The sequence below is a fragment of the Actinoplanes sp. NPDC051405 genome, from assembly GCF_055586185.1.
In genome coordinates, this window is sequence record NZ_JBVJIR010000007.1 from 64,495 (window position 1) to 76,651 (window position 12,157).

The 12,157-nt window shown below is 72.2% G+C and carries 13 protein-coding genes; 9 read left to right on the forward strand and 4 right to left on the reverse strand.

What is annotated here, in order from left to right; all coding sequences use genetic code 11:
• The first annotated feature begins 1 nt into the window (after position 1).
• Both ACZ6S4_RS16815 and secA2 read left to right on the forward strand, forming a co-directional pair.
• On the forward strand, positions 2–1,735 hold the full coding sequence (locus ACZ6S4_RS16815) for an ABC transporter ATP-binding protein (protein ID WP_465475815.1): 1,734 nt from the start codon (positions 2–4) through the stop codon (positions 1,733–1,735).
• A gap of 65 nt (positions 1,736–1,800) precedes the next feature.
• Complete coding sequence (secA2, locus tag ACZ6S4_RS16820; protein ID WP_465475816.1) at positions 1,801–4,089, forward strand: accessory Sec system translocase SecA2; 2,289 nt, start codon at positions 1,801–1,803, stop codon at positions 4,087–4,089.
• Positions 4,090–4,097: 8 nt separating this feature from the next.
• Here secA2 and ACZ6S4_RS16825 read toward each other — a convergent pair whose 3' ends face one another.
• Both ACZ6S4_RS16825 and ACZ6S4_RS16830 read right to left on the reverse strand, forming a co-directional pair.
• Positions 4,098–5,006 (reverse strand): DUF3500 domain-containing protein, encoded by a 909-nt coding sequence (locus ACZ6S4_RS16825; RefSeq protein WP_465476082.1) that lies wholly within the window; start codon positions 5,004–5,006, stop codon positions 4,098–4,100.
• A gap of 20 nt (positions 5,007–5,026) precedes the next feature.
• Positions 5,027–5,419, reverse strand: coding sequence for an ankyrin repeat domain-containing protein (locus tag ACZ6S4_RS16830; RefSeq protein WP_465475817.1), 393 nt, complete (start codon positions 5,417–5,419; stop codon positions 5,027–5,029).
• A 52-nt stretch (positions 5,420–5,471) separates the two neighbouring features.
• Between ACZ6S4_RS16830 and ACZ6S4_RS16835 the strand changes: the two genes are divergently transcribed.
• The 5 genes from ACZ6S4_RS16835 to ACZ6S4_RS16855 all read left to right on the forward strand — a co-directional run bounded on the left by ACZ6S4_RS16835 (position 5,472) and on the right by ACZ6S4_RS16855 (position 8,902).
• Complete coding sequence (locus ACZ6S4_RS16835; protein ID WP_465475818.1) at positions 5,472–5,849, forward strand: signal peptidase I; 378 nt, start codon at positions 5,472–5,474, stop codon at positions 5,847–5,849.
• Between the two features lie 362 nt (positions 5,850–6,211).
• Positions 6,212–6,682 carry a winged helix-turn-helix domain-containing protein gene (locus tag ACZ6S4_RS16840; protein WP_465476083.1) on the forward strand — a complete coding sequence of 157 codons (471 nt, stop codon included), beginning with the start codon at positions 6,212–6,214 and terminating at the stop codon, positions 6,680–6,682.
• Between the two features lie 9 nt (positions 6,683–6,691).
• Entirely contained in the window at positions 6,692–7,321 is a 630-nt protein-coding gene (locus tag ACZ6S4_RS16845; protein ID WP_465475819.1) for a nucleoside/nucleotide kinase family protein, read from the forward strand.
• Positions 7,322–7,541: 220 nt separating this feature from the next.
• Positions 7,542–7,964, forward strand: coding sequence for a TraR/DksA family transcriptional regulator (locus ACZ6S4_RS16850; protein ID WP_360830648.1), 423 nt, complete (start codon positions 7,542–7,544; stop codon positions 7,962–7,964).
• 71 nt (positions 7,965–8,035) lie between these two features.
• Positions 8,036–8,902 carry a DUF72 domain-containing protein gene (locus tag ACZ6S4_RS16855; protein WP_465475820.1) on the forward strand — a complete coding sequence of 289 codons (867 nt, stop codon included), beginning with the start codon at positions 8,036–8,038 and terminating at the stop codon, positions 8,900–8,902.
• Here ACZ6S4_RS16855 and ACZ6S4_RS16860 read toward each other — a convergent pair.
• Together ACZ6S4_RS16860 and ACZ6S4_RS16865 are read right to left on the reverse strand one after the other, a co-directional pair.
• A complete protein-coding gene (locus ACZ6S4_RS16860) occupies positions 8,899–9,687 on the reverse strand; it encodes an aminotransferase class IV (protein ID WP_465475821.1) in 789 nt (262 codons plus the stop codon). The two genes, ACZ6S4_RS16855 and ACZ6S4_RS16860, sit on opposite strands and share 4 nt — an antisense overlap.
• Before the next feature lie 9 nt (positions 9,688–9,696).
• The gene (locus ACZ6S4_RS16865; protein WP_465476084.1) at positions 9,697–10,428 is read right to left on the reverse strand and encodes a DUF72 domain-containing protein; all 732 of its coding nucleotides are present in this window, start codon (positions 10,426–10,428) and stop codon (positions 9,697–9,699) included.
• 112 nt (positions 10,429–10,540) lie between these two features.
• Between ACZ6S4_RS16865 and ACZ6S4_RS16870 the strand changes: the two genes are divergently transcribed.
• Together ACZ6S4_RS16870 and ACZ6S4_RS16875 are read left to right on the forward strand one after the other, a co-directional pair.
• On the forward strand, positions 10,541–10,858 hold the full coding sequence (locus ACZ6S4_RS16870; RefSeq protein ID WP_465475822.1) for a BatC protein: 318 nt from the start codon (positions 10,541–10,543) through the stop codon (positions 10,856–10,858).
• Between the two features lie 11 nt (positions 10,859–10,869).
• Positions 10,870–12,123 carry a cupin domain-containing protein gene (locus ACZ6S4_RS16875; RefSeq protein ID WP_465475823.1) on the forward strand — a complete coding sequence of 418 codons (1,254 nt, stop codon included), beginning with the start codon at positions 10,870–10,872 and terminating at the stop codon, positions 12,121–12,123.
• Positions 12,124–12,157: the final 34 nt, after the last annotated feature.

A 12,157-nucleotide genomic window follows, 5' to 3' on the forward strand; every position in this document is an offset into this window, starting at 1 on the left:
CATGGCCGTGCGGAGGGTGGGACTACCCGCACTGCTGCCATACCTTCGCGAGCATCGCGGCACGCTGGCCGTGGTGGGCGGGCTCTCCCTGGTCACCGCGGTCACCGCGCTCGTGCAGCCGGTGCTGGTCCGCTCGGTGCTCGACGGCATCGGGGCGAAACAGCCGATCAGCGGTGCGGTGGCTCTGCTGATCGCGCTGCTGCTCACCGGGGCCGCGCTCGGCGGCCTGCGCGACTATCTGCTCCAGCGCACCGCCGAGGGGCTGGTGCTGACCACCCGCCGCCGGCTGGCCCGGCACCTGCTGCGCCTGCCCATCGCGGAATACGACGCCCGCCGCACCGGTGACCTGCTCTCCCGGGTCGGCGCCGACACCACCCTGCTGCGCGCGGTGGTCACGTCCGGGCTGTTCGAGATCGTCACCGGCACGGTCATGGTGGCCGGCGCGACCGTCGCCATGGCGGTGCTCGATCCGCTGCTGCTGGGCGTGGCCCTGTGCGGGCTCGCCGTCGGCATGGCCGTCGCCATCTCGGTCTCGCGCCGGGTGCGGGGGCTGTCCGAGCTGACGCAGGAACGGCTCGGCGAGATGACCTCCGCCGTCGAACGGGCCATCTCGGCGGCGCGCACCATCCGGGCCAGCGGCGCCGAGCAGCGTGAAGCCGAGACCGTCACCCGCAGCGCCACGGAGGCGTACGAGGCGGGCATGCGGGTGGCCCGGCTGCGCGCGCTCATCGGGCCGGCCTCCGCGGCGGCCACCCAGGGCGCGTTCCTGCTGGTGCTCGGCGTCGGCGGGGCCCGGGTGGCGTCGGGGGCGATCAGTGTCGGTGACCTGGTGGCGTTCGTGCTCTTCCTCTTCTTCCTGGTGCTGCCGCTGGGTCAGGCGCTGAACGCGTACACCCAGCTCCAGACCGGCCTCGGCGCTCTGCAGCGCATCGAGGAGGTCCTGGATCTGCCGTCGGAGACGGCCGGCGACAGCCCGGCGCCGGCCGGACCGGACGGCGACGGGGAGGCGGCCGTGGTGCTGGAGAAGGTCAGCTTCGGTTATCCCGGCGGGACCGAGGTGCTGCGCGACGTCTCCTTCACCGTGCCGGCCGGCAGCCGGATCGCCCTGGTCGGGCCGTCCGGCGCGGGCAAGTCCACGGTGCTCGCTCTCATCGAGCGCTTCTACGAGACCACTTCCGGCGCCATCCGGGTCGGTGGCACCGACATCCGGCAGCTGCCGCGCGAGGCGTTGCGCCGCCGGCTCGGCTACGTCGAGCAGGAAGCCCCGGTGCTGGCCGGCACCCTGCGCGACAACCTGCTCCTCACCGCGCCCGGCGCCGACGAGCAGCGCCTGCTGGACGCGCTGGAGCAGGTCAATCTGGGTGCGCTGGCGACCCGCACCCCCGACGGCCTGGACGTGCAGGTGGGCGAGGGTGGGGTGCTGCTCTCCGGCGGCGAGCGCCAGCGCCTGGCCATCGCCCGGACGCTGCTGGCCGGCGCTCCGATCCTGCTGCTGGACGAGCCGACGAGCAATCTCGACGCCCGCAACGAGGCGTCGCTGCGCGAGGCGATCGCGGCGGCGTCCTTCCAGCGCACCTTGATCATCGTTGCGCACCGGCTGAGCACGGTGGTCGACAGCGATCAGATCGTGGTGCTGGAAGCGGGCCGGGTCGTCGCCGTCGGCCCGCACGAGCAGTTGCTGGAGACGAGCCCGCTCTATCGGGAGCTCGCCGCGCACCAGTTGCTGGTCAGCTGAGCCCTGGGCGAAACAGGCGGGAGTCGGCACCACGTTTCAAGGTAAGTGAAGTACCGTAACCGCCCATGGGTGTGTCGCAGCGGTTCAAGAACCGGTTCCGTAAGTTCCTGCAGCGTCCGGGCACCACGGTCGATCTGGCGCCGCTCGAGCGCCGGCTGCCGGCCATCGAAGCCCGTGAGGAGGCGCTGCGTGAGCTCGACGACGCCGCGCTGACCGAGGCCGCCGCCGCGGCGGACGACTACACCGAGATCTGCGCCGTGGGCCGCGAGGCGGCCTGGCGCGCCCTCGAGCAGCGGCCGTACGACGTGCAGCTGGTCGGCGCGATGGCGCTGCTCTCCGGCAAGGTCGCCGAGATGGCCACCGGTGAGGGCAAGACGCTGACCGCCACCATCGCCGCGTACGGCCACGTGCGGCGGGGCAACGGCCCGGTGCACGTGCTCACGGTCAACGACTACCTGGCCCGCCGCGACGCCACCTGGATGGAGCCGGTCTACCAGCTGCTGGGCCTGTCCGTCGGCTGGGTCACCGAGACCTCCACCCGCGAGGAGCGCCGCGAGGCGTACGCCGCGGACGTCACCTACGTCTCGGTCAGCGAGGCCGGCTTCGACTACCTGCGCGACCAGCTCGTCACCGACCTCGCCGACCGGGTGCAGCGCAAGCTGGCCACGGCCATCGTCGACGAGGCCGACTCGATCCTGATCGACGAGGCCCGGGTGCCGATGGTGCTGGCCGGCAGCATCTCCACCGAGAGTGACCCGGTGCACGACGCCGCCGCGCTGGTCCGCGACCTGCGCCCGGGCAAGGACTACGAGGTGGCCGAGGACGGCCGCAGCGTCGCTTTCACCAACGCCGGCCTGGAGGCGCTGGAGAAGAAGATGGACATCGACCTGTACGCGGACGACCAGGTCGAGCAGCTCTCCGCGGTCAACGTGGCCCTGCACGCCCGGGCCCTGCTGCGCCGCGACGTCGACTACATCGTGCGGGACGGCACCGTCGAGCTGATCGACGAGATGCGCGGCCGGGTCGCCCAGCGCCGCCGCTGGCCCGACGGTCTCCAGGCCGCCGTGGAGGCCAAGGAGGGGCTCAGCGCCACCGCCGAGGGCGAGGTCCTCGACACGATCACCGTCCAGGCCTACATCGCGCTGTACGAGACGGTGTGCGGCATGACCGCCACCGCGGTGCACGTCGGCGAGCAGCTCCGCGAGTACTTCAAGCTCGAGGTCGCGGTCATCCCGTCGAACACGCCGAACATCCGCGAGGACGAGCCCGACCGGATCTACTCCGCGCACGACATGCGCGACGAGGCCCTGGTCGAGGAGATCAAGATCGCCCACGACAAGGGCCGCCCGGTGCTGATCGGCACCCTCGACGTGAAGGCCTCCGAGCTGCTGGCCAAGCAGCTGGCCGCGGCCGGGGTGCCGAGCAACGTGCTCAACGCCAAGAACGACGACGAGGAAGCGGCGATCATCGCCGAGGCCGGCGCCCTGGGCGCGGTCACCGTCTCCACCCAGATGGCCGGCCGCGGCGTCGACATCCGCCTGGGCGGCAGCGACGGCAAGGACGCGGAGAAGGTCGCCGAGCTGGGCGGCCTGTACGTCATCGGCAGCGGCCGGCACGACAGCCGCCGCGTCGACGACCAGCTGCGGGGCCGCGCGGGCCGGCAGGGCGACCCCGGTGGTTCGGTGTTCTTCGTCAGCCTCGAGGACGACCTGATCACCCGGCACGCCGGCGACATCCTGCCGTCCTCGCCGCGGATGGACATGGACGGCGTCGTGCACGACGAGCAGGTCGAGTACGCGGTCGAGCACGCCCAGCGCGTCGCCGAGGGCGTCAACCACGAGATCCACCGCAACACCTGGCGCTACAGCGTCGTGATCGAGGAGCAGCGCCTCGCCCTGGCCCAGCGCCGGGAACGGCTGCTCACCTCCGAGGTCGCCGCGATCATGCTGCTCGAGCGGTCGCCGGAGAAGGCCAAGGAGATCGACGAGGACGTGCTCTCCGACGCCGCCCGGTCGATCGCGCTCTACCACCTCGACCGGCTCTGGGCCGAGCACCTGGCCGAGCTCTCCGAGGTGCGCGAGGGCGTGCACCTGCGGGCGCTGGGCAAGCTGGACCCGCTCGACGAGTTCCACCGGGCGGCGGTGCCGGCGTTCCAGAAGGTCTTCACCGAGATCGAGGCGCGCACCATCGCCACGTTCGAGGAGCTCGACCTCAGCGACGGCTACCACCCGGAGCAGGCCGAGATCGTGCGCCCGAGCGCGACCTGGACGTACCTGGTGCACGACAACCCGTTCGGCTCCGAGCTGGACCGGCTCATCGCCGCCGTCGGCCGCCGCCTCACCTCGGGCGGTTAGCAGCCCGCTCAGGTGTGCGGGACGTCCGCACGGTGGGCGGCGAGGATGTCGCCGCCGAAGTCGCCGTGCGGACGGCGCAGCACGCTGTGCGCGTGGTTGCCGTCGTCGCTCGTGTTGTCGAACTCGATGAGCAGGTCGTCGGCCTGGATCCGGTAGTAGTGCCGGGTGCCCGGGCCGGGCGGCCCTTCCCAGGCGAAGTGCACGTCACCACCGGCCGGGTCGAGGGCCGCGGCCAGCTCGTCCGGCAGCCGGCCCAGGTGCACCGCGACGAGCTGGTCGAGCAGGGCCCGCTCGCCCGGGCGCAGGTCGGTACGGGCGATCCCGGCGGGGGACAGCGGAACGCTGACCGGCCGGGTGGCCGAACGGATGTCGGACGGGGCCTCGTCAGCCACCACCGCCCGGCTGCGGGCCGCCGCGGGCATCGACCGCAGCAGCTCGTGGGCGAGGTCCTCCTCGATGGCCAGCGGGCGCAGCACCGTGCGCCCGGCGGTGTCGACCCGGGCCGGGTTCGCGCCCAGGAACACCGGTGCGGGGGAGACCCGGTCGCCGGCCACGGTCATGCTCACCGACAGGTGGTGACCCTCGAAGCGCCAGCCCCACTCGTCGTCGGCGGGCGCGCCGAAGACGATCACTTGATAGTCCTCGCTGTGCCGCCCGCGGGCCCAGCCCTCCCGGCGGTCGAGGATCTCCTCGAGCGCCAGCACGGTCATGGCCTGCGCGTACGCCGACGGGCTCAGCGCGGTGGCGAGCAACCGGTGCGCGGCCTTGCGAGCGCCGATGCCGAGGTCAGCCAGGCTGAGCCCGGGCCTCGGGCGGGGCCGGTACTCGATCCAGCGGCGCGCCCGGTCGTCGTCGAAGGCGGCAGCGGCCCCCGGCCCCTCGGCGGTTGCCAACAGAGCGGCGGCCGCCGTACGCATCTCATCCGCGAGCGTCACGGTCACTCCCCACGCAGCAGTGCGGCCATTTCCGGCAGGTTGAAGAACGCGGCTGTCTCGACGGCGGACGGGCTGCCGGCGGCCGGGTCCGCGCCGGCGGCGAGCAGCGTCCGGACACTGTCGGCGTTCTTGCGGAACACCGCGGCGGCCAGGGCGGTCTGACCGCGGTCGTTGACCCGGGCCGGGTCGGCGCCGTGCTCGAGCAGCATGGCGACGGTCGGCGGATGGTTGTGGTACGCCGCCAGAATCAGCAGCGTGTCGCCCTTGTCGTTGGTCAGATTGGCCGGCAGCCCCTGGGACAGCTGACCGGAGAGCTCCTCGGCCGACCCGGAGCGCGCGAGGTCGAACATCCGGTGCGCGAAGGCGATGGTTTCGGCATCCAATTCCTCGGGCATGCGGGCCAGCCTACGGTGCTAATGTCTTCCGCACATTATCCGGGGGTGAGCGGTGAGCGACGGCGTCTACGTGGGCCGGGCCGGGCCGGACGGTGCGGCCAACCAGGGCTGGCTGCTCGGCCATTTCATGCCCAAGGGTGACCTGTTGCACAGCGTCGACGTCGAGGTGAAGTGGGGCGTGCACCCGCCCGGCGATCGGCGCGCGGCGTGGGCCACCGACGAGGTCCGTACGGCGCTGCTGGTGCTGATCCGGGGAGCTTTCGACATCGAGTTGCGCGACCGTACGGTGCTGCTGCGCGAGCCCGGCGATTACGTCGTCTGGGGCCCCGGGCAGGACCACTCCTGGCAGGCCGGGGACGTGGAGACGGTGGTGCTGACCGTGCGCTGGCCGTCGTTGCCGGGCTGGCGCCTGCCGCCGCCGGCGCCCTGATCGCTCGCGTTCCCGCTTTATTTGTCGCCGAAGACAAACGGATGCCCGCCGTTAACCGCCACGCCGGTATTCGCATTCCTGGTGCGCGAAAACACGATGCATCGAACGGTTATGGAACGAGTTTCCCACAGTGTGGATGCCACCTTGACCCGGCAACCGCAAGGCCGGAAATATCGACCGCGGTTTAAGCGTGCATTAAATCGCGCCCGTTGTCGGGTGCGTGGTTTCCATTCTTCGACGCAGGAGGATTCATGGCGGTCACCGCCCTGTCGGCACGCACGGGACGACATGCGAAGGGGTCGGGCCGGCTGGCCGCGATCCGCCGCGTCGCCCCCGCGCCCGTGCCTCCCGCCGCCCTCACCATCACGCTCAACATCCCGCTGACCGGGGACGCGCTGCCGCCGCAGGCGCACCGGCTCATCGAGGCGGTCCGTGAGCTGGTCGAGGCCGGTCAGGGCTCCGTGGCCGTCGAGCCGCCGGCGGCCGAGCGCGTCACCGGGCCCGGTCCGGCCGCGCACCACGACGGCACCATCGAGGTGCGGCTGCTGACCTCGTCGCGCCAGGTCCTCGTCGACGGCGAGCTGCTGCCGCTGACCCGGCTCGAGTTCGACCTGCTGCTGTTCCTGGCCGACCACCCGCGCCGGGTGTTCAGCCGCACCCAGCTGCTCACCGCGGTCTGGGGCTACGAGCACACCGGCGAGCGCACGGTGGACGTGCACGTGCGCCGCCTGCGGGTCAAGATGGGCACCCAGCTGCCCCTGATCACCACCGTCTACGGCGTCGGCTACCGCCTGGCCGACGAGGCAAGGATCGTGGTGCTGCCGCACGACTAGGCTGGCCGGGTGCGGGTGCGTCCGGTGTCGATCGAGGTCCTGGTCGAGGAGCTGGCCGACCGGCTGGCCGCGACGGCGACGGACGGCCGGCTGCGGGTCGCCGTCGACGGCGCCGACGCCGCCGATCCCGCGGCGCTGGCGGACGCTCTGGTCGATCCGCTGCGGATCCGGGGCCGCTCAGCGGTACGCGTACGCACCGACGACTTCCTGCGACCGGCCTCGCTGCGCCTGGAGTTCGGCCGCACCAACCCCGACTCGTTCTACCTCGGCTGGCTGGACGAGGCCGGCCTGCGCCGCGAGGTCCTCGACCCGGCGGGCCCGGGCGGCAGCGGGCGCATCGTGACCCGGCTCTGGGACGCCCGCACGGACCGCGCCACCCGCGAGCCGTACAGGGAGCTGCCTCCGGACGCCGTGGTGATCGTCAGTGGGCCCCTGCTGCTCGGCTCCGGGCTGCCCTTCGACGTCACCGTCCATCTGCATCTCTCGGCGGCCGCGCTGGAGCGGCGCACCGAGCCGGAGCAGCGCTGGACGCTGCCCGCGTACGCCCGTTACGGCGCGGAGGTCGACCCGGCCGCCTTCGCCGATCTCGTGGTCCGGCTCGACGACCCGCGGCGCCCCGCGGTCGTCGTCGGATCATGAATGAATCGCTCGCCACACCCCCACTGAGCTGCGACGCGAAAGCTGGATCGCCTAGTCCGTGGCGGTAACGTGCACTGACAGTTATGCTGCGGTTACTTTTTTGCGAGGGTCCCGTTTGGGATCTTCGGCGGTGGGTATCTGCGGGCTCCACGGTGCGACGCCAAGGGCCGGCGCGGGGGACGTCCACCGGCAGGGGCAGAGGGAAGGGCAGGGGGAGCACATGCTCGTCAACAGCGCGGTCATCACGGGTAAAGGTGCCGACACCGCCAAGGGTCGCTCCAGCGATGAGGTCGACCAGATCCGGGAATTGCTGCGGGCCCGGTTCGACGATCTGACGGCCGAGTACGAGGAAGCCGTCGCCGAGAACCAGAAGCTCCGGCTCGTCGAGATCGGCGACGCCGCCGGTGACGACCAGGCGGACAGCGGGTCCAAGACCGCGGAACGCGACGCGGCGTCGTCGCTCATCCGCACTCTGCTCGACCGGCGGACGCAGGCGGAACACGCCATGCAGCGCCTGGAGGACGGCACGTACGGCAACTGCGAGGGCTGCTCCAAGCCGATCCCGGTGGAGCGGCTCGCCGTCTTCCCGTCGGCCACCTCGTGCGTGGCCTGCAAGTCCAACCGCGAGCGGCGCGCGGGCTGACGTCAGGCTTGATCCGGTCCGTCGCCCGCACGTGGGCGGCGGACCGGCCGTATCGGGGTTAACTTGGCCTGATGGGCGAGATCCGGGTCGGCACCGCTTCATGGACCGACAAGACACTGCTCGAGTCGGGCTGGTATCCGCAGACCGCGAACACCCCGGAGAAGCGGCTGGGGTATTACGCGAAGCAGTTCCCGATCGTCGAGGTCGACGCGACCTACTACGGGCCGCCGGCCGAGCAGACCACCAAGCTGTGGGCCGAGCGCACCCCGGACGGCTTCACGTTCAACATCAAGGCGTTCAGCATGCTGACCGGCCACCCCACCAAGGTGTCCGCGATCTACAAGGACCTGCGCCCGGAGACCGACAAGAAGAACGTCTACCCCGGTGACCTGCCGCCGCAGACGTACGAGGAGATCTGGACCCGCTTTTTGAGCGCCCTGGATCCGCTGGTCGAGGCGGGCAAGCTGGGTGCGCTGCTGTTCCAGTTCCCGCCGTGGTGGGGGATCCGCCGCGACAACAAGGACTATCTGCGCGAGGTCGCCGCCCGCTGCAAGCCGCTGCGGCCGGTCTTCGAGTTCCGCAACGCCTCCTGGTTCGACGGCGACAACGCCGAGGAGACCCTGGAGTTCCTGCGCCGGCACGAGCTCCCGCTGGTCTGCGTCGACATGCCGCAGGGCCACAAGTCGTCCGTGCCGCCACTGATGGCCGCGACGGCTGACCTGGCCGTGGTGCGCTTCCACGGCCACAGCGACAAGTGGACCAGCAAGGACATCCACGAGAAGTTCGGCTACCGGTACTCCGAGAAGGAGCTGCGCGAATGGGCGCCGAAGCTGCGCGCCCTGGCCGACGAGGCCGAGCAGACCCACGTCCTGATGAACAACTGCGCGGGCGACTACGCCCAGCGCAACGCCACCCAGCTGATCGAGCTGCTCGACTAGAGCTCGTCCCAGGGCACGGTCTCCCAGGCTTCCTGCAGCGCCTCCGCGAGCTGACCGTCGTCCTTGAGCGGCAGCTCGTCGATGCTGGCGATGGGCTGCGCCGGGCGGTGCGAGTTGGCCGCCGCGGCCGCCGCGAAGCCGCTGAGCTCCTCCGCGTCGATCGGCCGCAGCGTCCACGGCGTTCCGTTGATCGACATGGCGATCTGCAGCAGCACCATGGTCACACCCTTGAGCACCGGCGCGTCCGGCCACACCACCTGCGCGCCGTCCCAGAAGGCCACGTTCCACGACGTGCCCTCCCGGACCCGGCCGTCGTGACCCACGAAGAGCGCGTCGTCGAAGCCGGCCAGCCGGGCCTCGCGCAGCCGGTAGTTCAGGCCCATCGTCGCCACGTGCTTGTGCTCGGGCAGCTCGCGTTCGTAGCGCACGGTCTGCACCCGTAGCGGCGGGCGGGGTTCCGGCGGCGCCGGCTCGGAGACCGACACCAGCACGTCCGGCGGGGCCTGGTCGTCGGAACCTGGCACGAAAGTCACCCGTACGGAGGCGTCGCGGACGTCGCCGAGGGCATGGCGGATCAGCCCCAGCAGCCGGTGCTCCTCGGCCACCCCGATGCGGTGACCGAACAGCTCCTCCGCCCCGTCGGCGAGCCGGGCCAGGTGCAGGGCCAGGCCACGGACCCGGTGGTCACGCACCTGCATCGAGGTGTAGTGCCCGTAGTTCACGCATGTGATCCGGTGCAGCTGCGCCAGGTCCGGCGTCCGGCCGTTGAGCTCGACGTTCACCACCTCATCAACCTACGGCGTCCGGGTGACCTTGATCCCGCGGCGGCGGGCCTGCGCGGCCATCGCGGCGGCGTCGGTGACTGCCGCGCCGCCGGGATCGTTGTTGAAGAAGACATACGTGGGTACGCCGGGCAGCCGGTCCAGCCAGGTCGCCAGCGACGTACGCCCGTAGTGCGGCCATGGCGTCGCGCGCCCCTCGTGCATCCGCAGGTAGCCGAAGTCGGCGGTGACCCACAGCGGTGTCACCGGCCGCCCCTTGCGGTCGGCCCAGCTCAGCGCCGCGTTGTGCCGGCCCAGCAGCTCGCGGACCTCGTCGGTCCACCACGAGTCGTGCCGCGGCTCGACGGCGACCTTGACCTCCCGGGGGAACAGCCCCAGCGTCTCGTCGAGCGCCGCCACATCGATCTTGAGCGTGGGCGGGAGCTGGAGCAGCACCGGGCCCAGCTTGTCACCCAGTGCCTCGGCGCGGCCCAGGAACCGGGCCACCGGCTCGGCGGGCTCCCGCAGCCGCTTGATGTGGGTCAGGTAGCGGCTCATCTTCACCGCGAACACGAAGCCGTCCGGCGTACGCGCCCGCCACTGGGCGAAGGTGTCGCGTTCCGGCAGCCGGTAGAAGGCGTTGTTGACCTCGACGGTGTCGAACGACTCGGCGTACTTCTCCAGCCAGAGCCGCTGCGGCAGCTTCGGCGGATACAGCCGGTCCTCGCCGCGCCAGTCCTTGTACTGCCAGCCGGACGTTCCCATCACCAGCACGCCGTTGTGTTACCCACGTCGCGGCCCGGTTAGACGTGATCCACGCAGGGTAGGAGCAGATCTCCACCTGCCCCAGCGTCGGGGCGACACGAAGGAGCTTTCCATGCGACTCAGCGACGACGACATCACCGGCGGCAGCGGCGTTTCGGGCGAGGGTGTGGCCGACGGCGGCGCCAACCCGAACGGTCACGACGGTGGCGCGGACGGCGGCGCGGGCGAGGGCCCGGCTGACGGTGGCGCGAACCCGGCCGGTCACGACGGCGGTGCCGATGGTGGCGCCGGTGCCGAGGGCCCTGCGGACGGCGGTGCGAACCCGGCCGGTCACGACGGTGGCGCGGACGGCGGCGCGGGCGAGGGCCCGGCCGACGGTGGCGCCAACCCGGGCGGCCACGACGGTGGCGCCGACGGCAGCGCGGTCTGAGGCTGAAGGCCATGACGAACCATGCGCCGGGCGGCACCGAGGACCGCCCGGCTCTGGCCCGGGCGATCGCCGTCGACCCGGCGAAGTTCGCCGAGGCCTACTGGGGGCGCCAGCCGCTGCTCACCCGGGCCGACGAGCTGGCCGGGCCGGACGGCTTCACCGACCTGCTGTCCCCGGCGGCGGTCGACGAGCTGCTCAGCGAGCGCGGCCTGCGGACCCCGTTCCTGCGGGTGGCCGACAAGGGCACGGTGCTGCCCGCCTCGTCCTTCACCGGCAGCGGCGGCGCCGGCGCCGAGGTCGGCGACCAGGTGATCGACGACAAGGTCATGCGCCTGTACGCCGACGGCGCCACCCTGGTCCTGCAGGGCCTGCACCGGATCTGGCCGCCGCTGACCGACTACGCCCGCCGGCTGGGCGCGGAGTTGCGGCAGCCGCTGCAGGTCAACGCCTACCTGACGCCGGCCGGCAACAAGGGCTTCGCCACCCACTACGACACCCACGACGTGTTCGTGCTCCAGGTGGACGGCACCAAACGCTGGCGCATCCACGAGCCGGTGCTGCCCGAGCCGCTCGAACGTCAGGCCTGGGGCGGCCGCGCGGACGAGGTCGGCGCGGTGGCCGACGGCCCGGCGGCCCTGGACGTGGTCCTGGCCCCGGGCGATGCCCTCTACCTGCCCCGCGGCTGGCTGCACTCGGCCCAGGCCCAGGGCGAGCGTTCTCTGCACCTGACCTTCGGCGTCCGCGCCCTGACCCGGTACGCCCTGGTCGAGGAGCTGCTCCAGCTCGCGGCGGAGGACCAGCGGCTGCGCGCCACCCTGCCGTACGCGATGGACGTCGCCGACCCGCAGGCCGTCGCACCTGAGCTCACCGCGACGGTCGAGGCCCTGCGCGACTGGCTGCTCACCGCCGACCCGGCCACCGTGGCCGCCCGGCTGCGCGACCGGGCCTGGCCCGCCGAGCGCCCCGCCCCGGTCCGGCCGCTGGCCCAGCTGGAGTTCGCGGAGCGCCTCACCCCGGACGACCGGATCACGGTCCGCGACGGGCTGCGCTGGCAGCTGCACGAGGACGGTCCCGAGCACGTGGTGCTCCGGCTGACCGGGCGCACGCTGCGGTTCCCGGCCTACTGCGCCGCCGCCGTGCGCACCGCGCTGGACGGCACGCCGCATCGTGTCGGCGACCTGCCGGAGCTGGACGACGATCACGACCGGTTGGTGCTGACCCGCCGCCTGCTCCGCGAGGCCCTGACCGTCCCGGCGACCGCCTGACGTCCCGGGCGCCGCCCTACCGGCGCCCGGGCCC